General features: G+C 73.8%; 22 protein-coding genes and 1 pseudogene. 12 read left to right on the top strand and 11 right to left on the bottom strand.

The features are described 5' to 3' along the window. Positions 1 to 8 precede the first annotated feature (8 nt). Positions 9 to 539: a 2'-5' RNA ligase family protein gene (locus GC157_18200; GenBank protein MBI1379386.1), complete on the top strand. Its 531-nt coding sequence runs from the start codon at positions 9 to 11 to the stop codon at positions 537 to 539. 9 nt (positions 540 to 548) lie between these two features. On the opposite strand, the gene GC157_18195 is transcribed toward GC157_18200, so the two are convergent. Continuing rightward, positions 549 to 2,324, bottom strand: a complete 1,776-nt coding sequence (locus tag GC157_18195; protein MBI1379385.1) for a hypothetical protein — start codon at positions 2,322 to 2,324, stop codon at positions 549 to 551. Positions 2,325 to 2,418: 94 nt separating this feature from the next. On the opposite strand from GC157_18195, the gene GC157_18190 reads away from it, so the two are divergent. The 8 genes from GC157_18190 (at position 2,419) to GC157_18155 (ending at position 11,811) form a co-directional block, all read left to right on the top strand. Continuing rightward, positions 2,419 to 3,999: a methylmalonyl-CoA mutase gene (locus GC157_18190; protein MBI1379384.1), complete on the top strand. Its 1,581-nt coding sequence runs from the start codon at positions 2,419 to 2,421 to the stop codon at positions 3,997 to 3,999. An 852-nt stretch (positions 4,000 to 4,851) separates the two neighbouring features. Next, positions 4,852 to 5,760, top strand: a complete 909-nt coding sequence (locus tag GC157_18185; GenBank protein MBI1379383.1) for a BMP family ABC transporter substrate-binding protein — start codon at positions 4,852 to 4,854, stop codon at positions 5,758 to 5,760. Between the two features lie 77 nt (positions 5,761 to 5,837). Beyond that, positions 5,838 to 7,391, top strand: coding sequence for an ATP-binding cassette domain-containing protein (locus GC157_18180; protein MBI1379382.1), 1,554 nt, complete (start codon positions 5,838 to 5,840; stop codon positions 7,389 to 7,391). Then, the gene (locus GC157_18175) at positions 7,388 to 8,485 is read left to right on the top strand and encodes an ABC transporter permease (protein ID MBI1379381.1); all 1,098 of its coding nucleotides are present in this window, start codon (positions 7,388 to 7,390) and stop codon (positions 8,483 to 8,485) included. Before GC157_18180 ends, GC157_18175 begins: the two co-directional genes overlap by 4 nt. Continuing rightward, the gene (locus tag GC157_18170; GenBank protein MBI1379380.1) at positions 8,482 to 9,744 is read left to right on the top strand and encodes an ABC transporter permease; all 1,263 of its coding nucleotides are present in this window, start codon (positions 8,482 to 8,484) and stop codon (positions 9,742 to 9,744) included. The genes GC157_18175 and GC157_18170 overlap by 4 nt, the downstream gene beginning before the upstream one ends. A gap of 54 nt (positions 9,745 to 9,798) precedes the next feature. After that, entirely contained in the window at positions 9,799 to 10,164 is a 366-nt protein-coding gene (locus tag GC157_18165) for a cytidine deaminase (GenBank protein ID MBI1379379.1), read from the top strand. Next, positions 10,157 to 11,449, top strand: coding sequence for a thymidine phosphorylase (locus GC157_18160; protein ID MBI1379378.1), 1,293 nt, complete (start codon positions 10,157 to 10,159; stop codon positions 11,447 to 11,449). The genes GC157_18165 and GC157_18160 overlap by 8 nt, the downstream gene beginning before the upstream one ends. Further along, on the top strand, positions 11,446 to 11,811 hold the full coding sequence (locus GC157_18155; protein MBI1379377.1) for a cupin domain-containing protein: 366 nt from the start codon (positions 11,446 to 11,448) through the stop codon (positions 11,809 to 11,811). The genes GC157_18160 and GC157_18155 overlap by 4 nt, the downstream gene beginning before the upstream one ends. 38 nt (positions 11,812 to 11,849) lie before the next feature. Here GC157_18155 and GC157_18150 read toward each other — a convergent pair whose 3' ends face one another. Beyond that, the gene (locus GC157_18150) at positions 11,850 to 12,284 is read right to left on the bottom strand and encodes a hypothetical protein (GenBank protein ID MBI1379376.1); all 435 of its coding nucleotides are present in this window, start codon (positions 12,282 to 12,284) and stop codon (positions 11,850 to 11,852) included. Positions 12,285 to 12,434: 150 nt separating this feature from the next. Here GC157_18150 and GC157_18145 point away from each other — a divergent pair, with 150 nt between their 5' ends. Continuing rightward, positions 12,435 to 13,508: an adenosine deaminase gene (locus tag GC157_18145; protein ID MBI1379375.1), complete on the top strand. Its 1,074-nt coding sequence runs from the start codon at positions 12,435 to 12,437 to the stop codon at positions 13,506 to 13,508. Between the two features lie 30 nt (positions 13,509 to 13,538). Here the strand turns inward: GC157_18145 and GC157_18140 are convergent, their stop codons facing one another. From GC157_18140 to deoC, 9 genes and pseudogenes are all read right to left on the bottom strand, one after another. Further along, positions 13,539 to 14,147, bottom strand: a complete 609-nt coding sequence (locus tag GC157_18140) for a LysE family translocator (protein MBI1379374.1) — start codon at positions 14,145 to 14,147, stop codon at positions 13,539 to 13,541. Positions 14,148 to 14,156: 9 nt separating this feature from the next. Further along, on the bottom strand, positions 14,157 to 15,119 hold the full coding sequence (locus tag GC157_18135; GenBank protein MBI1379373.1) for a pyridoxal-phosphate dependent enzyme: 963 nt from the start codon (positions 15,117 to 15,119) through the stop codon (positions 14,157 to 14,159). 143 nt (positions 15,120 to 15,262) lie between these two features. Beyond that, positions 15,263 to 16,933 (bottom strand): DUF222 domain-containing protein, encoded by a 1,671-nt coding sequence (locus GC157_18130; protein MBI1379372.1) that lies wholly within the window; start codon positions 16,931 to 16,933, stop codon positions 15,263 to 15,265. A 209-nt stretch (positions 16,934 to 17,142) separates the two neighbouring features. Next, positions 17,143 to 17,577, bottom strand: coding sequence for a VOC family protein (locus GC157_18125; GenBank protein ID MBI1379371.1), 435 nt, complete (start codon positions 17,575 to 17,577; stop codon positions 17,143 to 17,145). Positions 17,578 to 17,825: 248 nt separating this feature from the next. Further along, a pseudogene (locus tag GC157_18120) lies at positions 17,826 to 18,398 on the bottom strand (ATP-binding protein). Beyond that, entirely contained in the window at positions 18,395 to 19,228 is an 834-nt protein-coding gene (locus GC157_18115; protein ID MBI1379370.1) for a GNAT family N-acetyltransferase, read from the bottom strand. The pseudogene GC157_18120 and the gene GC157_18115 overlap by 4 nt, the downstream one beginning before the upstream one ends. Beyond that, a complete protein-coding gene (locus GC157_18110; protein MBI1379369.1) occupies positions 19,221 to 20,084 on the bottom strand; it encodes an aldehyde dehydrogenase family protein in 864 nt (287 codons plus the stop codon). Before GC157_18110 ends, GC157_18115 begins: the two co-directional genes overlap by 8 nt. A gap of 12 nt (positions 20,085 to 20,096) precedes the next feature. After that, on the bottom strand, positions 20,097 to 21,536 hold the full coding sequence (locus GC157_18105) for an aldehyde dehydrogenase family protein (GenBank protein ID MBI1379368.1): 1,440 nt from the start codon (positions 21,534 to 21,536) through the stop codon (positions 20,097 to 20,099). A 26-nt stretch (positions 21,537 to 21,562) separates the two neighbouring features. Further along, positions 21,563 to 22,501 carry a deoxyribose-phosphate aldolase gene (gene deoC, locus GC157_18100; GenBank protein MBI1379367.1) on the bottom strand — a complete coding sequence of 313 codons (939 nt, stop codon included), beginning with the start codon at positions 22,499 to 22,501 and terminating at the stop codon, positions 21,563 to 21,565. A gap of 355 nt (positions 22,502 to 22,856) precedes the next feature. On the opposite strand from deoC, the gene GC157_18095 reads away from it, so the two are divergent. Next, positions 22,857 to 24,224, top strand: coding sequence for an aspartate aminotransferase family protein (locus tag GC157_18095; GenBank protein MBI1379366.1), 1,368 nt, complete (start codon positions 22,857 to 22,859; stop codon positions 24,222 to 24,224). 99 nt (positions 24,225 to 24,323) lie between these two features. After that, positions 24,324 to 24,809, top strand: coding sequence for a GNAT family N-acetyltransferase (locus GC157_18090; protein MBI1379365.1), 486 nt, complete (start codon positions 24,324 to 24,326; stop codon positions 24,807 to 24,809). The last annotated feature ends 5 nt before the right edge of the window (positions 24,810 to 24,814 follow it).

Genomic DNA, 24,814 nt, shown 5'->3' with positions numbered 1-24,814 from the left:
CCCGCCTCATCGGGGTCGCCGTCGCGGTCCCGGACCCCTGGGGCGCCGAGCTGGAGGCCTGGCGGGCCTCGTTCGGCGACCCCCTCGCCTCGGCGATCCCGGCGCACGTCACCCTGCTCCCGCCCACCGCCGTGGCCGACCCGGACCTGCCCGGGGTCGAGGAGCACCTGGCGGCGGCGGCCGGCTCGGTCGCGCCGTTCCGGGTGCTGCTGCGCGGCACGGGCACCTTCCGCCCCGTCTCCCCGGTGGTGTTCGTGGCGATCGCCCGCGGGATCAGCGCCTTCGAGGCCCTGGAGCGGCGGGTGCGGTCCGGCCCGCTCGCCCGCGACCTCGACTTCCCCTACCACCCGCACGTCACGGTCGCCCACGACCTGCCCGACGCGACGCTCGACACCGCCTTCGACGCCCTCGCCGGCTTCAGCGCCGAGCTCGAGGTGCGCGAGTTCGTCCTGTACGTGCACTCCGAGGGTGCCTGGCACCCGCGGTCGACCTTCCCGCTGGGCGGTGCCCGGCGTCCGTCCGGAACCTCGACCGGCTGAGCGGCCCGGTCAGGACTCCGGCCGCTGCGGCGGACGGATCACCCGCACGTTGCCGCTGGAGCCACCCGCACCGGACGACGGCGGCCGCTGCGGCGACGGCGTGCGCCCCGGGGCCCGCGGCTCGGTCCGTTGCTGCTCGCCCGGGCCTTCCTCGCGGTCGTGAGCGGCCTCGTCCACCCGCGCCGCGGGGCGCGCACGCGGGGGCGCGGGGGGCTCCTCGACGTCGTCCTGACCCGCCGGGGCCGCGGCGGCCGGGGTGGTGCCGGCCGGCGGCACCTCGATGCCCCCGACCAGGGGGACCGGCCCGGTCTCGTCGCTCGCGGACGCCGACCCCTCGGCGAGCGGCCCGGAAGCACCGGCCGGCTCCGGCTGCGCGGCCGGCGGCGCAGGTGCGGCACCGGCCGGCGCCGGGCGCGAGGGCGGCCGCTGCACGCGGACCCCGGTGCCGGTGGGAGCGGCAGGCTGCTCGACCCGGTGCGCCGACGCGGCCGGCGCCCCCGTCGTTCCGGGCGCCGGCCCCTCGGCAGGAGGCTCGGGCCGCGCGGAGCCGTCGTCGCGCGACCACCGGCGCAGCCACAGCACGCCGAGCAGCAGCACGACCACGACGGCGACCACGGTGGCCACCATCACGGGGGAGGTGCCCGACGCCGCGACGGCCGCCGTCGTGCTGGCGGCGGCCGCAGCCACCCCGGGTGCGGCGGCGACGGGGCTCGAGGTCGTGGTGGCCGGCGGGTCGCCGGGCTCGACGAGGGTGCCGACGGGCCGCAGCTTGCCGAGGTTGGCGAAGCCCCAGTCGAGCAGGGAGCGGGCCGCGCTCTCGGTGGGCTCGTGGATCTGGAACAGCGTCACCACCAGCGTGTGCCCGTCGCGGCGGGCCGCCCCCCAGAACGTGCGGTGCGCGATGGAGGTGAAGCCGGTCTTGCCGCCGATCGTGCCCGGGTAGCCGTGGATGAGCAGGCGGTTCTGGCCGTAGATCTTGTAGGTGTGCCGCTTCTGGCCGGGCTTGACCGGCCGTCCGGGGAAGTCGTAGCTGATGGTGCGGGTCACCGTGCGGAAGTCCGGGATCGCGAGCGCGGCCCGGGCCATGAGCGCCATGTCGTAGGCGCTGCTGCGCTGGTGGGGGGCGTCGAGCCCGCTGTCGTTGCTGACGACGGTGTCGTCGGCGTGCAGGTGGGCGGCCATGGCCCGCATCTCGCGCACCGTGTGGACCATGCCGCCGTTGGCGTCGGCGAGCGCCGCGGCGGCGTCGTTCGCGCTGGGCAGCAGCAGGCCGTGCCACAGGTCCCACACGGTGTACGTGGCCCCGGGGACGATGCCCACGTGGCCGCCGTCCGCGCTGGCCTCGTCGTAGGTCGCCGTCCAGACCATGTTCCGGTCGAGCTTGGGCATGAGGGTGACCGCGGTGAGAGTCTTGAGCGTGCTCGCCGGGTACACGCGGGTGTGCGCGCCCTTGGCGGCCAGCACCTCGCCCGTGGTGAGGTCGGCGAGCAGCCAGGTGTCGGCCTGCACCGACGGCAGCTTGGTCGCGCCGGCCTGCCGGTGCACCACGATCCCGGGCGAGGCCAGCTCCGGGCCGCCCACGACGTCGGACCCGGCAGCGGCCGCCGCCCGTGCCGCCACGTCGTCGCCCGCCGTCGCACGCGCCGCTGCCCCGGTCGCCGCGGACGCCGGGACGCCGGCGGCGAGGAGGAGGCCCGTCGCGCAGGCCACGACCCGCACGACGGCCCAGCGGCGAGGCGTCAGCACCCAGGGAGGGTAACCCGGTGCGGCCCCCGCGGTGACCACCTCGACGCCGCCGGAGCCGCGGCACGCGCTCCCCGCGCGGCGAGGCGGGAGCCGTCCGCACTAGCGTGAGCGCGTCACCTCGAGGAGGTCCCGCATGACCCGCCGCACGGAGTCCGGACTGCCCTTCAAGCCGGTGTACGGCCCGGACGACCTCGCCGGGTGGGACCCGGCCGAGCGCATCGGCGAGCCCGGCGCGTTCCCGTTCACGCGCGGCGTCTACCCCACGATGTACACCGGCCGCCCCTGGACGATGCGCCAGTACGCCGGCTTCGGCACCGCGGCCGAGTCCAACGCGCGCTACCAGCAGCTCATCGCGGCCGGCACGACCGGCCTGTCGGTCGCCTTCGACCTGCCCACGCAGATGGGCTTCGACTCCGACCACCCGCTCGCGCACGGCGAGGTCGGCAAGGTGGGGGTGGCGATCGACTCCATCGAGGACATGCGCGTGCTCTTCGAGGGCATCCCGCTGGGCGAGGTCTCGACGTCGATGACCATCAACGCCCCCGCGGCAGTGCTGCTGCTCCTCTACCAGCTCGTGGCCGAGGAGCAGGGGGTCGCCGCCTCCGAGCTGACGGGCACGATCCAGAACGACGTGCTCAAGGAGTACATCGCCCGCGGCACCTACATCTACCCGCCGGCCGCCTCGATCCGCCTGATCACCGACATCTTCGCGTACTGCCGGGCCGAGATCCCGCGGTGGAACACGATCTCGATCTCCGGCTACCACATGGCCGAGGCGGGGGCGACGCCCGCGCAGGAGATCGCGTTCACCCTGGCCGACGGCATCGCCTACGTGCGCGCCGCCGTGGCCGCGGGGATGCACGTGGACGAGTTCGCCCCCCGGCTCGCGTTCTTCTTCGTGTCGCGCACGACCATCCTTGAGGAGGTGGCCAAGTTCCGTGCCGCGCGCCGGATCTGGGCCCGCGTCATGAAGGAGGAGTTCGGCGCGCAGGACCCGAAGAGCCTCATGCTGCGCTTCCACACCCAGACCGCCGGCGTGCAGCTCACGGCCCAGCAGCCCGAGGTCAACCTCGTGCGCGTGGCCGTCCAGGGGCTCGCGGCGGTGCTCGGGGGCACCCAGTCGCTGCACACGAACTCCTTCGACGAGGCCATCGCCCTGCCGACGGCCAAGGCGGCCCGCCTCGCGCTGCGCACCCAGCAGGTGCTCGCCTACGAGACCGACGTGACCGCCACGGTCGACCCGTTCGCCGGCTCCTACGTCGTCGAGTCGCTGACCGACGAGGTGGAGGCGGCCGCCCTCGCGCTCATGGCCCAGGTGGAGGAGCTCGGCGGCGCCGTGGCGGCGATCGAGCGCGGGTTCCAGAAGGGCGAGATCGAGCGGTCGGCGTACGCGGTGGCCCAGCAGATCGACGCCGGCGAGCGCGTGGTCGTGGGGGTCAACCGGTTCACCGTCGACGAGGAGGAGCACTACGAGCCCCTCCGCGTGGACCCCACCATCGAGGACACCCAGCGCGAGCGGCTGGCCCGGCTGCGCGCCGAACGCGACCAGGCGGCGGTCGACGCCGCGCTCGAGGCCGTGCGCGCGGCGGCGCGCGGCACCGACAACGTCCTCTACCCGCTGCGCGACGCCCTGCGTCTGCGGGCCACGGTGGGGGAGGTGTCCGACGCCCTGCGCGACGTCTGGGGCCTCTACACGCCGGCCGTCGTCTTCTGAGCTCGGATCCGTCCCAGGCGGGGAGGCCGGTTGCGGGCGGGGAGGCGTGTTCGGGCGGTGCGGGTCGGGCCGCCCGTCTCTCCGGGCGGTCAGGCTTGATCCCTGCGAGCCGGGCGGCCCGACCCTCCCCTCGCGCAGGGGTGCGGTCGGATGCGAGCCCTGGGGACGTGGTGCCGGTGCCGGTGCCGGTGCCGTGGCCGTTGCGGGCGGTGCGGGTCGGGCCGCCTGTCTCTCCGGGCGGTCAGGCTTGATCCCTGCGAGCCAGGCGGCCCGACCCGCCCCTCGCTGACGTCGGGGCGTGTCACAGGGCCGTGGACCGTGTCTACGGGTGGTCGAGTCGCCCCCGGTGCTGCCCTATGCCGGGTGGTGGTTGCGGGCGGTGCGGGTCGGGCCGCCCGTCTCTCCGGGCGGTCAGGCTTGATCCCTGCGAGCCAGGCGTCCCGACCCGCCCCTCGCTGTCGCCGGGCCGGGTCGCCGGAGGGTCGAATCGCGGGCTCGCGCCCACTGCGCGCCCGCCTCCGGTGGGGTCCGGATGCCGAACGTGGGGGTGGTCCGGGAGGGCTCGGAACTCACGGTTCGTTCACCTCGGTCACGGATCGGTTGCGGAGCCGGACGGCGACGCCGCTCGGGTCTCGACCACCACGCCGCGACCACTAGGGTCGGTCTGTTCACGCGCCCGGCCGAGCGGCCGGGCCTCGGAAGGAGACCCCCTTGCTGAAGGGCCTGAAAGTAGCCACCGTGCTCGCAGCCGGTGCGCTCGCGCTCGCCGCTTGCGGCAGCAGCACTGCCGACAACACGAGCAGCTCGCCTGCCGCGTCGTCGTCGGCGCCTGCCACGACCGTCAAGGTCGGCATGGCCTACGACATCGGCGGCCGCGGCGACAAGTCGTTCAACGACTCCGCCGCCGCCGGCCTCGACCAGGCCAAGACCGAGCTCGGCGTCGAGACCAAGGAGCTGTCCGCGGTCCCGAACGAGACCGACGCGCAGAAGGCCGCGCGGCTCACCCTCCTGGCGCAGGGCGGCTACGACCCGATCATCGCGGTGGGCTTCGCCTACGCGCCGGCGCTCAAGACCGTCGCGGCGAAGTTCCCGAACGTCCACTTCGCGATCGTCGACGACTCGACGATCACGGCGAACAACGTGGCCGACCTCATCTTCGCGGCCAACCAGGCGTCCTACCTGGTCGGCGTGATCGCGGCGCAGGCGTCCAAGACGCACAGCGTCGGTTACATCGGCGGCGTGAACGTGCCGCTGCTGGTCTCCTTCCAGAAGGGCTTCGACGCCGGCGTGAAGGCGACGGACCCGACCGCGAAGATCCAGGACAAGTACCTCACCCAGCCCCCGGACTTCAGCGGCTTCAACGCCCCTGACAAGGGCAAGGCCACCGCGGCCGGCATGTTCGACGCCGGTGCCGACGTCGTCTACGCCGCCGCCGGCGGCTCGGGCTCGGGTGTGTTCACCGCCGCCAAGGCGGCCAAGGGCTGGGCGATCGGCGTCGACTCCGACCAGTACCTCTCGGCCGACCCCGCGGTGAAGGACGTCATCCTCACCTCGGCGCTGAAGAACGTGAACGTCGCGGTCTTCGACGTCATCCAGGCTGCGGTCAAGGGCTCGCCGCTGTCCGGCGTGCAGACCTACGACCTCAAGAACGGCGGCGTGGGCTACTCCAAGTCCAACCCCGCCGTCCAGCCCTACGAGGCCAAGGCCGACGCCGCTGCCCAGGCGATCATCTCGGGCAGCATCACGGTGCCCGGCTCCTGACCTGACACCGGCTCGGGAACGACCACGGCTTCGGCTCGGACGCGATAGCGTCCGAGCCGAAGCACGTCAGGGCAGGGATGGAGGAGAGGGTCATCGCCACCGACAGCCCCGCGGGCGACATCGCCGTCGCGCTCCGAGGGATCACCAAGACGTTCCCCGGCGTCCGCGCGAACTACGACATCGACATCACGGTGCGCCGCGGCACCGTGCACGCCATCGTCGGTGAGAACGGCGCGGGCAAGTCGACCCTCATGAAGACGCTGTACGGGATGCACCGCCCCGACGAGGGCACGATCGAGATCGACGGCGTCCCGGTCACCCTGCGCTCGCCCTCGGACGCCATCGCGCGCGGCGTCGGCATGGTGCACCAGCACTTCCAGCTCGCCGACAACTTCACCGTCCTCGAGAACGTGGTGCTCGGCGACGAGCCGACGTCCGCGGGCTTCCTCAACCTCGGCGCGGCCCGCGCCCGGATCGAGGACATCGGCCGCACCTACCGGCTCACCGTCGACCCGGACGCCCTCGTCGAGGACATCGGCGTCGGCGACCGCCAGCGCGTCGAGATCATCAAGGTGCTCTTCCGCGGCTGCCGCACCCTCATCCTCGACGAGCCCACCGCGGTGCTCGTGCCGCAGGAGGTCGAGCAGCTGTTCCGGGCCCTGGCCGAGCTGAAGAGCCAGGGGCTCACCGTCATCTTCATCTCGCACAAGCTCGACGAGGTGCTCTCGGTGGCCGACGAGATCACCGTGATCCGCGGCGGCACCACGGTCACCACGGTGCTGCCCAGCGAGGTCGACGCGCGGCAGCTCGCCGAGCTGATGGTGGGCAGCGAGCTGCCCTCGCCCGGCACTCGCGAGTCGACCGTCACGGACCGCACGGTGCTCGAGGTTGAGGGCCTGTCGCTGGTGAACGACGCCGGCCGGCAGGTGCTCGCGGACATCGGGCTCACGATCCACGCCGGCGAGGTCGTGGGCATCGCCGGGGTCGAGGGCAACGGCCAGGCCGAGCTGGTCGAGACGATCATGGGGATGCACACGCCCGCGAGCGGCACCGTGCGGCTCGAGGGCGAGGACATCACCGGCTGGAGCACCCGCGCGCGGCGCGAGGCCGGCGTCGGCTACATCCCCGAGGACCGCACGCGCCACGGGCTGCTGCTCGAGGCGCCGCTGTGGGAGAACCGCGTCCTCGGCCACCAGACCCAGGCGCCCAACGCCAAGGGCGTGCTCATCGACCGGCGCGGCGCGCGCACGGACACCCAGCGGATCATCGACGAGTACGACGTGCGCACCCCCGGCATCGACGTCATGGCCTCGTCCCTGTCCGGCGGCAACCAGCAGAAGCTGATCGTCGGCCGGGAGATGAGCAACGACCCCCGCCTGCTCGTGGCGGCGCACCCCACGCGCGGTGTCGACGTCGGCGCGCAGGCGGCCATCTGGGACGAGATCCGCAAGGCGCGCGCCGAGGGGCTCGGCGTGCTGCTGATCTCCGCGGACCTCGACGAGCTCATCGGGCTGTCGGACACGATCAGGGTTCTGCTGCGCGGCCGCTTCGTCGCGGAGGCCGATCCGCTCACGGTCACTCCGGAGCAGCTCGGGTCCGCGATGACCGGCGCCGGAGGTGGGGAGTCGTGAGGAAGTTCGCCTTCGCGCTGGCCGCGCCGCTGCTGGCGCTGGCCTTCGCCTTCCTGGTCACCACGATCATCCTGATCGTGTCCGGGCACCCGCCGATCGACACGTACAAGCAGATGTGGGACTACGGCATCCAGCCGGACAGCCTCTCGCTGACGCTCAACCTGTCGACGACGTACTACCTGGCCGCCATCGCCGTCGCGATCGGGTTCAAGATGAACCTGTTCAACATCGGCGTCGACGGCCAGTACCGGCTCGCCGCGCTGTTCGCCGCCTACGTCGGCGGGCAGATCTCGCTGCCCCCCGTGCTGCACGTGACCGTCATCATCGCCACGGCGATGATCGTCGGCGCGCTGTGGGCGGGGGTGGCGGCCGTGCTCAAGAACCGCCGGGGCGTGAGCGAGGTCATCTCGACGATCATGCTCAACTACGTCGCCACCGGCATCATCGCCTTCCTGCTCACGGAGGGCCGGTTCGGCGTCCTGGCCGAGGGCAGCAACAACATCGGGACGCCGACCATCCCCGACAGCGGGCACGTGCCGGGGATCCCGCTGATCCCGGACGCGTTCGACCCCGTGTACGGCCTGATCTTCCTGGCCGCCGCGGTCGGCATCGGCTACTGGTGGATGCTCAACCGCACGAGGTTCGGCTTCGACCTGCGCGCCACCGGGCTCTCGCCCACGGCAGCCGCGGCCAGCGGCATCAACGGCAAGCGCATGGTGCTGTTCGTGATGCTGCTCTCCGGCGCGCTGGCCGGCCTCATCGGTATGCCGCAGCTGCTCGGCGTCTCCATGACCTACAACCTCGACTTCCCGGCGGGTCTCGGCTTCACCGGCATCGCGATCGCGCTGCTCGGCCGCAACAGCCCGATCGGCATCGTGTTCGGCGCGCTGCTGTGGGCCTTCCTCGACTCCTCGCGCCAGATCCTCGACCTCACCGGCGTCTCCAAGGAGATCGTCACGATCATGCAGGGCGTGGCGGTGCTCTCGGTGGTCGTCGCCTACGAGCTGGTCCGGCGCTACAGCATCCGCGCGCAGCAGCGCGAGGTGGGACGCCAGCTCGCGGCCGAGACGCCGATGGCGGAGGCCGCGGCATGACGACCAAGCTCGGTCTCCCGACCCCCGGCGAGGTCGCCGGCACCGTCGCGCTCCAGCGGCGCACCGTCCGCCTCACCGGCTGGCGGCTCGCGGTGGCGCTCGCCGGCCTGGTCGCCGTGATCTCGGCGGTGCGCATCATCACTGGGGCCCAGGAGCTCGACTCCGCCGGCACCATCGCCGCGGCGATCGGTTTCGCGATCCCGCTGGGGATGGCCGGTCTCGGCGGCCTGTGGTCCGAGCGCTCCGGCGTCGTCAACATCGGCCTCGAGGGGATGATGATCCTCGGCACGTGGGGCGCCGGCTGGGCCGGCACGCTCTACGGACCGTGGTGGGGTCTGCTGGCCGGCGTCGTGCTCGGGGCGATCGGCGGCCTGGTGCACGCGATCGCGACGGTGACCTTCGCCGTCGACCAGATCGTCTCCGGCGTCGCGATCAACCTGCTGGGGCTCGGCGTCACGCAGTACCTGTCCACGCTGGTGTTCCCGAACCAGCCCACCCAGTCCGACCAGATCCCGCCGATCAGCACGTTCACGATCCCGGGGCTCTCGGACTGGTCGGCGAGCCTCGCGGACCACCAGTGGTTCTTCGTCTCCGACCTCGGCAGCATGGTGCACGCGGTCACCACCGACGTCCCCTACACCACGCTCATCGCCGTGGCGCTGCTGCCGATCACGTTCTACGTGCTCTGGCGCACGGCGTTCGGCCTGCGGCTGCGCTCCTGCGGCGAGGCGCCGTACGCAGCGGAGTCGCTCGGCGTCAACGTGTACTTCCACAAGTACGTCGCCGTCGTCGTGTCCGGCGGCCTGGCGGGCTTCGGCGGCGCGGTGCTGGCGACGGTGCTCTCGGGCATCTACCGCGAGGGGCAGACCCAGGGCCAGGGCTTCATCGGCCTGGCCGCGATGATCTTCGGCAACTGGCGTGTGGGCGGCCTCGCCTCGGGCTCGCTGCTGTTCGGCTACACGCAGGCGATGCAGCTGCGCAGCGGCGACGCCGTGCACGCGCTGCTGCTCGTGATCGTGATCGGCCTGGTGCTCTTCGCCCTGTTCCGTGCCTACCGGCGTGCCGTGACCCCCGCGGTGGGTGCGCTCGTCGTCGCCGTCGTCGTGTTCCTCTGGTACCGCGCGACCGACCAGCTGCCCGACCAGGTCGCCTACGTGACCCCTTACGTCGCCACGCTGCTCGTGCTCTCGCTCGCCTCGCAACGACTACGCATGCCCGCGGCGGACGGGCGCCCGTACATCAAGGGTCAGGAGCACTGACCCGTGCCCGTCGAGGTCGACTGGGACCGGCTGCACGACGCGGCGGTCGAGGTCATGCAGCGCGCCTACGCGCCCTACAGCCGGTTCAAGGTGGGGGTGGCGGGGCTGGTCGACGACGGCCGCGTGGTGGTGGGCTGCAACGTCGAGAACGCCGCCTACGGCGTGGCCCTGTGCGCGGAGTGCGGCATGGTGTCCGCGCTGCACGCCGGCGGCGGCGGCCGGCTCGTGGCTGTGTCGTGCGTGGACGCCGACGGCGACGCGCTGATGCCGTGCGGCCGGTGCCGCCAGCTGCTGTGGGAGAACGGCGGACCCGACTGCCAGGTGATGTCGCCCGAGGGCGTGCTCACGATGGCGCAGGTCCTCCCGCTCGCGTTCGGCGCGGGGGACATCGACAAGGTCACCGGGGAGCCGCATGACTGAGCCGTTCGCCGCGGTCGACGTGATCGTGGCCAAGCGCGACCGCCACGAGCTCACCGACGCGCAGATCGACTGGGTGATCGACGCCTACACCCGCGGTGCGGTGGCCGACGAGCAGATGTCGGCGCTGGCCATGGCCGTGCTGCTCAACGGCATGACCCCCCGCGAGATCGCCCGGTGGACGGCGGCCATGATCGCCAGCGGCGAGCGGATGGATTTCGCGTCGGTGGGCCGCCCGACCTCGGACAAGCACTCGACCGGCGGCGTCGGCGACAAGATCACGCTGCCGCTGGCCCCGGTGGTGGCCGCGTGCGGTGCGGCGGTGCCTCAGCTCTCCGGCCGGGGCCTCGGCCACACCGGCGGCACGCTGGACAAGCTCGAGTCGATCCCCGGGTGGCGCGCGTCGCTGACCAACGACGAGATGCTGGCGGTGCTGCGCGAGGTGGGCGCCGTGGTGTGCGCGGCCGGCGACGGCCTCGCGCCCGCGGACAAGAAGCTGTACGCGCTGCGCGACGTCACGGGCACGGTGGAGGCGATCCCGCTGATCGCCAGCAGCATCATGAGCAAGAAGATCGCTGAGGGCACCGGCGCGCTCGTGCTCGACGTCAAGGTCGGCTCCGGTGCGTTCATGAAGACCCACGAGCGGGCCGCGGAGCTCGCCCGCACGATGGTGGCGCTGGGGGAGGACGCCGGCGTGCGCACCCGCGCGCTGCTCACCGCGATGGACACCCCGCTCGGCCTCACCGCCGGCAACGCCCTCGAGGTGCGCGAGTCGGTCGAGGTGCTCGCCGGCGGCGGCCCGGCCGACGTCGTGGAGCTCACCCTCGTGCTGGCCCGCGAGATGCTCGACGCCGCGGGCGTGCACGGGCCGGACCCGGCGGACGTGCTGGCCGACGGCCGGGCGATGGACGTGTGGCGCCGGATGATCAGCGCCCAGGGGGGCGACCCCGACGCGCCGCTGCCGGTCGCCGCGGAGACGCACGTCGTGACCGCCTCGAGCAGCGGGGTGCTCGCCCGGCTCGACGCCCTCGCGGTGGGGCTGTGCGCCTGGCGCCTGGGCGCCGGGCGGGCCCGCAAGGAGGACCCGGTGAGCGCGGGGGCCGGCGTGGAGATGCACGCGAAGCCGGGCGACCCGGTCGTGGCCGGCCAGCCCCTGCTCACCCTGCACGCCGACGACGCCGAGCGGTTCGAGCGGGCCCTCGCCGACCTCGACGGCGGCATCGAGATCGCCCCGGAGGGCACGCCGGTGTCGCGGCTGCCCCTGGTGCTCGAGCGGATCGGAGCCTGACCGTGTCACCTCAGCTGGTCGCCGCCCCCACGCGGATCCCCGTCCCCGGCGGCAAGACCATCGACGAGTACGTCGGCCGCGTCACCACCGGCACGGAGTCGGCCTCGGTGGCGCACATGGTGGCGCCGGGCGGCTGGGACGAGCCGGCCCAGACGCCCGAGTTCGACGAGATCACGGTGGTGCTGCGCGGCGTCGTCCGCGTCGAGCACGACGGCGGCACCCTCGACGTGGCCGCCGGCCAGGCGGTGATCACGCGGGCGGGGGAGCGGGTGCGCTACTCCGCGCCGACGGCGGACGGGGCGGAGTACGTGGCCGTGTGCCTGCCCGCCTTCGCACCGGACCTCGCCCACCGGGACGACTGAGCCCGCGACGCCCGGCCGGTACGGCGGGCGCGGTGCGGTCAGGCGCGGTGGTCAGGCTTGAAGGGGTCGCGCCGCGGCGCGTTGGAGATCTCCGCACGGGGGCAGGTCGCCAGGGTGAGTCCGCCGGCGTGCAGGGCGTCGTCGCACAGGGCGTTGACGCTCCACCCCATCGACGCTCCGGCCGGGGTGATCGTGACGCGGTAGATCGTGACCTCGTGGCGCACCGGCGTGTCGTACATGACCGCGACCGTGCCCATGAGCCGGGCGTCCCCGCGGGTGCCGCCGACGCCGTTCCAGGGGCGGTCGTAGCGCTGCCACACCGACGCCGAGGCGTTCCACACCCCGCCGGCCGACACGTCGTCGGCGCGCAGGGCGGCCAGCACCAGGCTCGCGACCCGGCTCTCCAGGACGGCGGCGGGTCGGATGACCTCGACGCGGTCGAAGGTCTCCACGGGTGCGGTCAGGGGGTCCACCTCGTTGTCATCGGCACGTGAGTGGCCGGGTTGAGTCCTGTCGCCCGACCGGTCCGGTGAGGCGGATACGGTGGGCGGGTGAGCGTCGAGACCGGACCGATCCACCCGTCATCAGCCCCGCGCGACCCGGATGCCGGACGCGGCGCAGCCCTGCCGCAGGAGCTCGTGCGTCGCGCCCCCAAGGCGCTGCTGCACGACCACCTCGACGGCGGCCTGCGCCCGGCCACGATCATCGAGCTGGCGGCGCAGGACGGCTACGACGCCCTGCCCACCACGGACGCCGAGGCCCTCGGCCGGTGGTTCGTCGAGGCGGCCGACTCCGGGTCCCTCGAGCGCTACCTGGAGACCTTCGCGCACACCGTCGGCGTCATGCAGACGCCCGACGCGCTCGCGCGGGTCGCGTCCGAGTGCGCCCAGGACCTCGCGGCCGACGGGTGCGTCTACGCCGAGGTGCGCTTCGCCCCGGAGCTGCACGTCTCCCAGGGGTTGTCCCTGCCCGAGGTGGTCGACGCCGTCCTGCGCGGGTTCCGTGAGGGCGAGATCGCGGCCGCGGACGCGGGGCACCCGATCCGCGTGCGGGCGCTGCTCACCGCGATGCGGACGGCCGCGCGCTCGCGCGAGATCGCCGAGCTGGTGGTGCAGTACCGCGACCGCGGTGTCGTCGGCTTCGACATCGCCGGGGCGGAGGCCGGCTTCCCGCCCTCACGCCACCTCGACGCGTTCGAGTACCTGCGGGGCGAGTCCTGCCACATCACGATCCACGCGGGCGAGGCCTTCGGCCTGCCGAGCATCCACGAGGCCGTGGCGTTCTGCGGCTGCGAGCGGCTCGGGCACGGCGTCCGCATTGTCGACGACATCACCGTCGAGCCGGACGGCACCGCCCGGCTGGGCCGGCTCGCGCAGTACGTCCGCGACCTGCGCATCCCGCTCGAGCTCTGCCCGTCGTCCAACGTGCAGACCGGGGCGGCCCCCTCGATCGCCGAGCACCCCATCGGGCTGCTCTCGCGGCTGCGCTTCCGGGTCACGGTCAACACCGACAACCGGCTCATGAGCGGCACGTCGATGACGCGGGAGATGCTGCTGCTCTCGGAGGCCTTCGGCTGGGGGCTTCCGCAGATGCAGTGGGTGACGGTGAACGCGCTCAAGAGCGCCTTCCTGCCCTTCGACGAGCGCCTCGAGCTGATCGAGAAGGTGGTCAAGCCCGGGTACGCCGCGCTCGCCTGATCCGGCCGCGCGCGCCGGACCGGGAGCGCGTCAGGAGCCGGACGCGGCCCGGGCCGCGAACTCGACCACGAGCACGACACCGGTGAGCAGCAGGAGCACGGCGGCGGCCACGTGCGCCCGCCGGACACCCGCGGGGGTCAGCGCCCGTCGCGAGCCGGCCACCACCGCGGCCACGACGGCCTTCGTGCCCACCAGGGTGCCGAAGAAGCCGACGAGGAACGCCACCGCCGACCACGGCGACTCGGCCCACGCCGCCACGAGGACCGGCCCGCCGACCACGATCCAGAACAGCCACGGGTGCGGCGAGAGCAGGTTCACCAGCGCGCCTCGGCGCAGCGACCCGGCCCGCGGCTCGAGCTCGATGCCCACCGCGCGCTCGCGCAGGGCGTCGACGCCGAGCCACACCACGTAGAGGCCGCCCACGACGCCGAGGATCCCCGCCGCGCGGTTGGGCAGCTCGCGCACCAGCAGCACGGCCACGGCGATCATGAGCGTGTCGGTCACCAGCGGCGACAGGGCGACGCGGAGTCCGGCCGCGAACCCCCGCGCCAGCGCGCTCGTGACGACCAACGCCAGCAGCGGCCCGGGTGCCAGCCCCGCCCCGAGCCCCAGGCCCAGGCCCACCACGAGGAAGCGCACGGGCGCAGCCTAGGTGGACTCCCCGATCCAGCGTTCGAAGTCCTCAGGCGCGACGTTGCTGCCGCAGATGACGGTGGCCACGCGCCGCCCGGCGAACCGGCCGGGATCCTCCAGGACGGCGGCCACGCCCAGCGCCGCGGACGGCTCGACGACCAGACCGGCTGCCCGGTACAGGATCCGCATCCCGGCCTTGATGCTGGTCTCGGCCACGAGCGCGACGTCGTCGACCACCTCCAGCAGGTCGTCGAGGACCTCCGGGATCGGGAACCGGCCCGCCACGCCGTCGGCGATGGTCTCGACGGACTCGGTGGTGACCACCGAGCCGCGGCGCCAGGACAGAGCCATCGCGGGGGCACCCGCAGGCTGGACCGCGATCACCTCCGTCGACGGGGACAGCTCGCGGAGCACGGCGCCGACGCCGCTCGCCAGGGCCCCACCCCCGAGGGCGACGATGACGACGTCGAACGATTGCGTCGCCGCCGCGAGCTCGAGACCGATGGAGGCGGCTCCCTCGCACGTGCCGAGGTCGAGGCTGTCCTCCACGAGGTAGCTGCCGGTCGACTCGGCATGCTCTCGGGCGAGCGCCCGCGGCGTCTCGATGTCGGGCCCCTCGAGGTGCACGGTCGCCCCGGCCGAGCGCATGCGCGCCACCTTGAGCGGATTCGCGTTCTCCGCTGCGAAGACCGTGACGGGTACGCGGCGGCGAGACCCGCTGTGTGCCAGCGCCAGCCCCAGGTTGCCCGCGCTGGCGCAGACGGCCGAGGTGTGACCCGAGGCCGTCATCCCGGCCAGCACGACCTCGGTCCCGCGCGCCTTGAAGCTGCGCACAGGGTTGAGTGTCTCGACCTTCAGTGTCAGGGAGCAGCCCACCTCGGCGCTCAACGGCGGCGACTCGAACTGAGGCGTGTCGAGGAACATCGCGTCGATGACCGTCGCGGCTCGACGGACCCGCTGGAGCGCAACACGTGCCATGCGCTCGGACCCTAGCGGCTCGGACTCTCGTGGCCCGGACCCTCGTGGCCCGGACCCGGAGCTGTCCGGGTCCGGACGCCAGTGCGCGCGCCGGCCACTGACTGCAATCGGCGTGCCGAGGTGGAGGTCGTGCGCCCTGCTGGTCAGGGCCGGAGTCGTCGACGGTGCAGGGACGGCGGGGTGAACTCCCAGCAGCCGCGGTCGTGCCCGCCGCTGAGGGCGCGCAGTGCCATGGCCCAGCCACCCTCGTGGACGGCGTGGTGGTGGGCGACGCACAGGAGCGCGAGGTTGGGGAGGTCGGTCGCGCCGCCGTGCTCCCAGGGCAGCACGTGGTGGGCGTGGCAGCGGCGCGCGTGGGCCCGGCAGCCGGGGAAGACGCAGTGGCCGTCGCGGGCCTCCAGCGCGCGGCGCAGTCGCGGGGGGACGGTGCGCTGGGCGCGGCCGACGTACAGCACCTCGCGCGCGACGGCGGCCAGGTCGCGGGCGACTGCGCGCAGCGGGCCCCCGGTGGCGTCCGACGACGTGTCGACCGGGCCGCGGGCAGTGAGGACCCGGGTGATCTCGGCGTCGCACAGCATCCGGTGCAGCGTCGCGGCGGGCAGCAGCGCGTCGTCGTCGGAACCGGGAACGGCCAGGCGGCCGAGCAGCGGCGTCGCGGATCCGGGGTGGTCGGTCCCGGCCACGTCGGCCAGGTCCGCGACGACGGTCAGGTGCGGCGCCACCCCGTGGTGCGTGCCGAGCCCGCCACGGTCGAGCTGGTCGGTCATCACCTCGCCGAAGGCTCGCGCGAGCAGCTGGTCGCGCTGGAGACCCGCCGCCCGGCGGGCTCGGTCGAGCTCGCCGCAGGTGCACCCCGACTGCGGCCTGGCCGCCGTCTCGCAGTCGGCGTCGTGCTCGAGGACGCCGAGCTGCTCGGTGGCGATCCGGCCGGCGACCTGCTCGAGCACCGTGCTCGCCGCCGCGGCGACCTCCGGTGTCAGGTCGCCGCGGAGCCGGTACATCGAGCCGGCCGCCACGATCGACAGCGACTGCCGCTCGAAGGCGAACAGCGCGTCCTCGGTGGCGCCGTCCGGGTCCAGGGTGAGGCGGAGCTCGACCAGACGTCGGGCGAGCGCCGCGGAGTCGCCGGCCTCGGCCACAGGAAGCAGTGCGGCCAGCGCCTGGGCCCGGGCGAGCCGGGTGTCCGTGCGGGCGCAGCGGCGCAGCAGGTCGGTGACGCCGAGGGTGAGCTCGCGTACGGCCCCGCCGGTGATCCGCCCGGCCAGCCAGGAGTCGGCGACCTGCGTGGAGTGGGTGTCCAGGTCGCGGCCCCGCGCGACGGCGGCCCGGGCCTGCGCCGGCGAGAGGCCTGCCTCTCGCTCGAGGAAGCGTGTCGTGCTGGGGTACCGGCCGGCCACCAGCTTCCCCCGCACGGACCCGACCCGGCGGTCGAGCCGGCCGGTGACCACCGTGGCCGCGGCGTCCGCGGCGTCGCGCGCGGCGTGCAGCTCCAGCCTGAACGACTCCAGCAGCTCGTCGGACAGCTCCGCCAGCAGCGACGGGTCCTCGGCCAGTGCACCGCTGACGGCGGCGGCCGCGTCGCGCAGGCCCTCGACGAGTCGCACGAGCCCGGGCACGCCGACGGCCGGCGTGGACGCCGTTCCGGCGCGCGTGACCGCCGTGGCCTCGCCCGTCGCCGCCGGGCCGGTTCGCTGGGCCCGCCGGCCCGAGGTCGAGGCACCGGACGGCACCGAGGCGGCAGAGGACACCGGGGCGGCAGAGGTCACCGGGCTGGAGGGCACCGGCACCGGGATGTCCCGCCTCGTCGACTGCATACCCGCACCCTACGAGCAGGGTCCGACAGTGGCATGCGCTGAGAGGCGTTGGGCCCCAACGAATTTCGACTGTCAGTAATCCACAGGAGGGCGCTCCCGGCGTGTCCTCCACAGCTCGGCCTGGCTGCGCGCGGACGGACGCGAGGACGGGTGCGGACGCGTCGGACCGCCAGGGTCCCTCCGTGCGGCGCCCCGCCGACCGGTGCAGCTCAGTCGAGGCAGAACTCGTTGCCCTCGACGTCCTGCATCACCAGGCACGACTCGTTCTCCTCGTCGGCGGGCAGCAGCCACATGCGCACGCCGCCGTGCCCGACCAGCCGGGCGCACTCCGCCTCGAGGGCGGCCACCCGCTCGGCGCCCACCATCCCCGTGCCGACGCGCACGTCGAGGTGCAGGCGGTTCTTCACCACCTTGCCCTCCGGCACGCGCTGGAAGAACAGTCGCGGGCCGGCTCCGGACGGGTCCGCGCAGGCGGCCCAGGCGCCCTCCCGGTCGGCGGGGAGGGCCTCCTCGGCCTCCTCCCAGCTCGCGAACCCGTCGGGCGGCGCCACGAGCTCGTAGCCCAGCGCCGCGCACCAGAAGCGCGCGACCCGCAGCGGATCCGCGCAGTCGAAGGTCACCTGCACCTGCCGGATGGTCGTCACGCCGTCACCGTAGGCACCGGGCCGCGACGCGACCAGGGCGTTTCGGGACGTCCTCGCGAGACAGCTCGGACGGCGGCACGGCGACGGTGGCACCGGCGCGACGACGGCGCTTCCCGCTCCGGCCGGAGGAGCAGCGCGGTCCGCTACTCCGGAGCGGCCACGGCGCCGGCGGACGTCCCGCCCGGACCGGTCCCGGGCGCCCGTCCGTCGCCGTCCGCGGGCCCGGTCGGGACCGGCGCGGCCAGCTCGGCCAGCAGCGCCGACAGCCCCCGCGCGTCGAGCGGCCGGCAGCCGCGGGCCACCGCCGTCGCGACGAGCGCCGGCTCCTCCGCCATGAGCAGGCGGCCGCGGCGCCACAGCGTGAGGGGCGGCTTGCGCCGCTCGGCGAGGTCGCGCGCAAGACGGCGCACGAAGTTCTTCCAGGGCGCCCGCTGCAGCACCACGGCCTCGGCGAGGATCCCGCGGTCGCGGCACACGGTCACGATCTCGGCGGCGAACACCCCCTCGGCCACCACAGCCCGGGCCTCGCCACGCGTCACCACCGACGACCCCACCGCGCGGTCCACCGAGATGTCGTACGCCGGCACCTCCACGGACCCGAGGCGGCACAGGGTCTCCAGCGCGTCGACGGCGCGGTCCGCGTGCCAGGCGCGCGGGTCGTCCCAGTCGACGATGCCGAGCTCCGCGGAGCGCGGCATCGACGGGTCGTCGCCGTCCTTGTAGAAGTCGTCGAGGCGGAACACCGGCAGCCCGCTGCGACGGGCGATGCGCGACTTGCCCGAGCCCGACGGCCCGCACAGCAGCACCACGAGCGCGGTCACGACCGCCCGAACCCCAGCGCGTCGGGACGGCGCAGCGCCTCCCACGAGCGGCCCACCTCGACGAAGCCGCGCCGCGCGTACCACTCGCGCGGCCAGTCCTCGACCAGGGCCGAGAGGACGGCGTGGCTGCAGCCGCGCTCGGCGGCCGCCGCGACCGCCGCCGCCAGGACGGCGTCGCCGTAGCCGTGGCGGCGGACCGACGCGCGCACGGCCACGGCGTCGACCTCCGCCGCCCAGCCGCGCACCGTGAGGTCGGCGCAGGCGGCGAGGTCGCGGCTCACCGGGTCGTGCAGCGCCGCGTCGCGGACCACCCAGGCCAGCGACTCCCCTGCGGGGAGCTCGGTACGCCGGCCGACGAGCTGCTCGACCTCCTCGTCGCCGACGCCGGGCAGCCACTCGGTGCGCCACAGCACGCGATGCAGGTCGGCGACGTCGTCGTCGGATGCGGGCTCCACGCGGACGTCTCCCCGCACGGGCAGCGGGGGAGCCGACGTGGGTCGTGCCATCAGCAGCAGGCCGTCGACGGCGTAGCCGTGCGCCGCGAGGTCCGCGCGGGTCTCGTCCGACAGGTCGCAGCTGGCCTGCACGTAACGGTGCGCGTACGGCGCGAGGTGCTCCTCGGCCCAGGCCCGCAGCCGGGGGCCGCCCGGGTCGCGGCGCACGACGACGGCGTTGGAGGCGAACGACTGCGCGAAGGCCGGCGTCGTCACCGCCCAGGCGCCGTCGTCGAGCTGGACCACCGACGCGGCGCGCAGCCGTGCCGTCTCGGCGTACCAGTCGGCGACGCGCTCGCCCAGGTCCGAGATGGTGACGGCGTCGGTCTCAGACACCGATGGGGTGCCAGACGGTCTTGGTCTCGACGAACGAGCGGATGCGCGAGAGGCCCGGGTCGGCCGACCAGTCGTCGGTGTCCGGACGCCGCACCCGCTTGACGTTGTCGGCCGCCGCCACCTCGAGGGTGCGGCGCAGATCGGCGTCCTCCACGCCGGCGAGGTCGATCGCGTTGACGTCCATGTGCGCCGCGAGCCACGGCGTCACCTCGGCCACGTGGCCGGTCAGGAGGTTGACGACGCCGCCCGGCACGTCGGAGGTGGCCAGCACCTCCGAGAGCGTGATGGCCGCCAGCGGTCGCTGCTCGGAGGCCAGCACCACGGCCGTGTTGCCCGAGACGACCACCGGGGCGACGACGGAGACGAGCCCGAGCAGCGACGAGTCCTGCGGCGCCACGACGGCCACGACGCCCGTGGGCTCGGGGATCGAGAAGTTGAAGTAGGGGCCGGCCACGGGGTTGGTGGCGCCGAGCACCTGGGCGAGCTTGTCGGCCCAGCCGGCGTACCAGACCCAGCGGTCGACCGCGGCGTCGACGACCGACTCCGCCCGACGGGTGGTCAGCCCTTCCGCGCGCGAGACCTCCTCGACGAACTGCTCGCGCCGGCCCTCCATCACCTCGGCGACGCGGTAGAGCACCTGGCCCCGGTTGTACGCCGTCGCCGCCGCCCAGCCCGGCTGCGCCTTGCGCGCGGCCACGACGGCGTCGCGGGCGTCCTTGCGCGAGGCCTGCGCGGCGTTGGCGAGGAACCGGCCCTTGGTGTCGGTGACCTCGTAGCTGCGGCCGCTCTCCGAGCGGGGGAAAGCCCCGCCCACGTAGAGCTTGTAGGTCTTGCGGACCTCGAGTCGCGATGCCATCTGTCGCTCTCCTCAGCTCACGTCGAGGTACGCCGCGAGCCCGTGCCGGCCGCCCTCGCGGCCGTACCCGGACTCCTTGTACCCGCCGAAGGGGCTGGTGGGGTCGAAGCGGTTGTAGGTGTTGGCCCACACGACCCCGGCGCGCATGGCCGAGGCCATCCGCAGGATCCGCGAGCCCTTCTCGGTCCACACGCCCGCGGACAGCCCGTAGGCGGTGTTGTTGGCCTTCTCGATCGCCTCGGACGGCGTGCGGAACGTGAGCACCGACAGCACCGGGCCGAAGATCTCCTCGCGCGCGATCCGGTGCGCCTGGGTGACGCCGGTGAACACGGTGGGGGCGAACCAGTAGCCCTTGGCCGGCAGGTCGCAGTCCGCCGTCCAGCGCTCGGCGCCCTCGTCGTCGCCCACGCCCGCGAGGTGGCGGATGCGCTCGAGCTGCTCCAGGGAGTTGATGGCGCCGATGTCGGTGTTCTTGTCCATCGGGTCGCCCAGGCGCAGCGTGGAGAGCCGCTTCTTGAGCCGCGCGACGAGCTCGTCGGCCACCGACTCCTGCACCAGCAGCCGCGAGCCCGCGCAGCAGACGTGCCCCTGGTTGAAGAAGATCCCGGCGACGATGCCCTCGACCGTCTGGTCGATCGGGGCGTCGTCGAACACGATGTTGGCCGCCTTGCCGCCGAGCTCGAGGGTGACGCGCTTGTCGCTGCCCGCGACGGAGCGTGCGATGGCCTTGCCCACCTCGGTGGAGCCGGTGAACGCCACCTTGTCGACGTCGGGGTGCTCGACGAGGGCACGGCCGGTGTCGCCCGCCCCCGTGATGATGTTGACGACGCCCGGGGGCAGCTCGGCCTGCCGGCAGATGTCGGCGAAGAACAGCGCCGTCAGCGGCGTGGTCTCGGCCGGCTTGAGCACGACGGTGTTGCCCGCGGCCAGGGCCGGCGCGATCTTCCACGCGAGCATGAGCATCGGGAAGTTCCACGGGATGACCTGCGCGGCCACGCCCAGGGGACGTGGGTCCGGCCCGAAGCCGGCGTGCCCGAGCTTGTCGGCCCAGCCGGCGTAGTAGAAGAAGTGCGCCGCGACGAGCGGGATGTCGACGTCGCGCGACTCCTTGATCGGCTTGCCGTTGTCGAGGGTCTCGAGCACGGCCAGCTCGCGGCTGCGCTCCTGCACGAGCCGCGCGATGCGGAACAGGTACTTGGCCCGCTCGGCGCCCGACGTCTTCGACCACACGCGGGTGTAGGCGCGCCGGGCCGCCTTCACCGCGCGGTCGACGTCGGCCTCGTCGGCGACCGCGATCTCGGCGAGCACCTCCTCGGTGGCCGGGTTGATGCTCTTGAAGTGGCCGCCGGTGCCCTCGACGAACGCGCCGTCGACGAACAGGCCGTAGGACGACGCGATGTCGACGACCGCGCGCGACTCGGGAGCGGGCGCGTACTCGAACGGGGTGGGCATGTGGTGAACCTCGTCTGTCGGTCGCGTCAGTCGACGGTGACGTAGTCGGGGCCGGAGTAGCGGCCGGTGGCCATCCGCTGGCGCTGCAGGAGCAGGTCGTTGAGCAGGCTGGACGCCCCGAGGCGGAACATGTCGGGGGTCAGCCACTCGGTGCCCACGGTCTCGTTGACGAGCACGAGGTACCGCATGGCGTCCTTGGTGGTGCGGATGCCGCCCGCCGGCTTCATGCCGACCATGCGGCCGGTGGCCTCGTGCCAGTCGCGGCACGCCTCGAGCATCACGAGCGTGACGGGCAGCGTGGCGGCCGGCGAGATCTTGCCGGTGGACGTCTTGATGAAGTCGGCGCCGGCCAGCATCGCCAGCCACGACGCACGCCGCACGTTGTCGTACGTGGAGAGCTCGCCGGTCTCCAGGATCACCTTGAGGTGGGCGTCGGCGCCGTTCTCGTGGCACACCTCGCGCACCGCGGCGATCTCCTCGAACACCTCGAGGTAGCGGCCGGACAGGAACGCGCCGCGGTCGATGACCATGTCGATCTCGTCCGCGCCCTGGAGCACGGCGTCGCGGGTGTCGGCGAGCTTCACCGCCAGCGACGCGCGTCCCGACGGGAACGCCGTGGACACAGCGGCCACCTTGACGCCGGAGTCGCCGAGCTCGGCGCGGGCCAGGCCGACGAGGTCGTTGTAGACGCACACGGCGGCGGTCATGGGCACGGTGGGGTCGCCGGGGTCGGGGCGGCGCGCCTTCGCGCACAGCGCGCGCACCTTGCCGGGGGTGTCCGCCCCCTCGAGGGTGGTCAGGTCGATCATCGAGATGGCGAGGTCGATGGCGAACGCCTTCGCCGTGGTCTTGATCGAGCGGGTCGACAGCGCGGCGGCGCGGGCCTCGGCGCCCACCTGGTCGACCCCGGGCAGGGCGTGCAGGAAGCGGCGCAGAGCGGCGTCGGACCGGGTGGCGTCGGCCACCGCCGCAGGATCGGAGAGCAGGGCTGCGGGGGACGGGCTCACCGGTCGATCCTAGACGCGTCGCCGGCACCCACGTCCCGCCGAGCGGCGCTCCGGGGCCCTCCGGCGGACGCGGGTCGAGCCGTGGGCCCGGTCCTCGCGTCGCGGCCGCCCGCCCCGGCCCGACCCCGCCCGCGGAGGCGGCCGGCGTCGCCCGGCGACCTGTACCGGCACCGCGGCACGGATTTCGGGCGGCCGTCGTCCGGCGCTAGAGTGCGCCTCCGGCGCCTGCTGCGTGGACGGCCATCGGCGCGCCGTGTGACGTGGAAGGCCCACCATCGTGGTCCCTGACCCCTCGGTCCCTGCGCAGCAGCGGATGCACGCACCGGACGAGCAGCTCACCCGCCTCGTCCTCGACTACGTCTCGCAGCGGCTCGCGATCCCGGAGACCCCGCTCGACCATCCCGGCCAGAAGGCCGAGGTCGACGCGATCCTGTCCGGCCTGGTCACCCGCGAGGGCATGGACCCCGAGCGCGTGCTGGCCATCTACGCCGACCACCTGAGCCAGACGGTGCTCTCCGCCGACTCCCCGCGCTACTGGGCGTTCATCCCCGCCGCGCCCACGAAGGCTGCGCTGCTGTTCGACATGGTCGTGTCCGCGGCGTCGCTCCAGGGCATCTCGTGGCTCGAGGCGGCCGGCGCCGTGGCGGCGGAGAACCAGGCGCTGCGCTGGATCGCCGACGCCGCCGGCCTGCCGCAGGGCGCGGGCGGCACCTTCGTGTCCGGGGGCTCGGCGGGCAACCTGTCCGCGCTGGTGGTCGCGCGCGACACCGCGCGACGGCGCCTCGTGCAGCGCGACGGCGAGGCCGCCCGTCACCGGCGGCTGCGGGTGGCGGTCTCCGACCAGGCGCACTCGTCGGTGAAGAACACGATGTCGATCCTCGACGTCGACCCGCTCGTCGTCACCACGCCGGACCACCGGTTCACCGGCGAGGCGCTGCGGGCCGCGCTCGAGGCCGACCCCGACCCGGGCTCCGTCGTGGCCGTCGTCGCCACGTCCGGCACCACGAACGCGGGGATCGTCGACGACCTGCGCGGCGTGGGCACCGTCGCGAACGAGCGCGGCCTGTGGTTCCACGTCGACGGCGCCTACGGCGCGGCAGGGCTGTTCGCGCCCAGCGTCCGGCACCTCTACGACGGCATCGAGCTCGCGGACTCCCTCGTCGTGGACCCGCACAAGTGGCTGTTCGCGCCCTACGACTGCGCCGCGCTGCTCTACCGCGAGCCCCGGCTCGCGAAGGCCGTGCACACGCAGGACGCGTCGTACCTCGACGCGATCCACCACGACGACGGCTCGTACGAGTGGAACCCCACCGACTACGCCTACCACCTCACGCGGCGCGCCCGCGGCCTGCCGCTGTGGTTCTCGCTGGTCGTCAACGGCACCGACGCCTACACCGAGGCCATCGAGAGCTCGCTCACGCTGGCCCGCGCGGTCGCCCGCGAGATCGAGGCGGCGCCGCACCTCGAGCTCGTGCGCGAGCCCACCCTGGGCATGGTGCTCTTCCGCCGCCTCGGCTGGGCCGCGGCCGACTACGACGCCTGGGGGCAGCGGCTCCTGCGCGCGCAGACCGCCTTCGTGACCAGCACGTCGTGGGAGGGCGAGACCGTCGGGCGGTTCTCGTTCATCCACCCCGCGACCACGCTCGACATGGTGCGCGAGGTGCTCGCCACGAGCGCCTGAGCACGTGCGCGCGGCGCCCGGCCCCGGCATGATCGCTGCGTGGAAGACCGCCGGGCCATCGACCTCTCCGACTCCGCCACGCGCGTGGTCCTGCACGGGATGACCGCCAAGGGTCTGCGGGTGTCGCTGGTCGCCTACGACGACGACCTCGCGCCGAAGACACCCTCGCCGTACGAGGACTGGCCGGACGGCGAGCGCGAGAAGCCGCGCGGGCTGGGCCGCTACCTCGTCGAGGTGACCGACGCGGCGGGGGCCACCGCGGTGGTGGGCACGGTCTCGTGGCACCTGGAGTCCTACGGCCCCACGCCGGGGTCGCACGCGTGGAACATCGGCATCGGTCTGATCCCGGCCGTGCGCGGCCACGGCATCGGCACGGTCGCCCAGCGGCTTCTCGCGGAGTGGTTGCTGGAGACCACGTACGTCGAGCGCATCGAGGCCTCGACCGACGTCGAGAACGTCGCCGAGCAGAAGGCCCTCGAGCGCGCCGGCTTCGTGCAGGAGGGCATCCTGCGCTCGGCGCAGGAGCGCGCCGACGGCCGGCACGACCTGTTCCTCTACTCGCTGCTGCGCGACGACGTCGAGTGATCGCC

This window comes from Frankiales bacterium, assembly GCA_016125335.1.
Classification (GTDB): domain Bacteria; phylum Actinomycetota; class Actinomycetes; order S36-B12; family CAIYMF01; genus Longivirga.
The sequence above is the reverse complement of the archived record's forward strand: the minus strand, read 5'-3'. Positions and strand labels throughout refer to the sequence as shown.

Excerpts from the sequence above, each read along its gene's own strand:
- GC157_18105 (MBI1379368.1), bottom strand. The coding sequence starts at position 21,536 with ATGCCCACCCCGTTCGAGTACGCGCCCGCTCCCGAGTCGCGCGCGGTC.
- GC157_18170 (MBI1379380.1), top strand. The coding sequence starts at position 8,482 with ATGACGACCAAGCTCGGTCTCCCGACCCCCGGCGAGGTCGCCGGCACC.
- GC157_18160 (MBI1379378.1), top strand. The coding sequence starts at position 10,157 with ATGACTGAGCCGTTCGCCGCGGTCGACGTGATCGTGGCCAAGCGCGAC.
- GC157_18110 (MBI1379369.1), bottom strand. The coding sequence starts at position 20,084 with ATGGCATCGCGACTCGAGGTCCGCAAGACCTACAAGCTCTACGTGGGC.
- GC157_18095 (MBI1379366.1), top strand. The coding sequence starts at position 22,857 with ATGCACGCACCGGACGAGCAGCTCACCCGCCTCGTCCTCGACTACGTC.
- GC157_18185 (MBI1379383.1), top strand. The coding sequence starts at position 4,852 with ATGGCCTACGACATCGGCGGCCGCGGCGACAAGTCGTTCAACGACTCC.
- GC157_18090 (MBI1379365.1), top strand. The coding sequence starts at position 24,324 with ATGACCGCCAAGGGTCTGCGGGTGTCGCTGGTCGCCTACGACGACGAC.
- GC157_18180 (MBI1379382.1), top strand. The coding sequence starts at position 5,838 with ATGGAGGAGAGGGTCATCGCCACCGACAGCCCCGCGGGCGACATCGCC.
- GC157_18135 (MBI1379373.1), bottom strand. The coding sequence starts at position 15,119 with ATGGCACGTGTTGCGCTCCAGCGGGTCCGTCGAGCCGCGACGGTCATC.
- GC157_18165 (MBI1379379.1), top strand. The coding sequence starts at position 9,799 with ATGCAGCGCGCCTACGCGCCCTACAGCCGGTTCAAGGTGGGGGTGGCG.
- GC157_18130 (MBI1379372.1), bottom strand. The coding sequence starts at position 16,933 with ATGCAGTCGACGAGGCGGGACATCCCGGTGCCGGTGCCCTCCAGCCCG.
- GC157_18190 (MBI1379384.1), top strand. The coding sequence starts at position 2,419 with ATGACCCGCCGCACGGAGTCCGGACTGCCCTTCAAGCCGGTGTACGGC.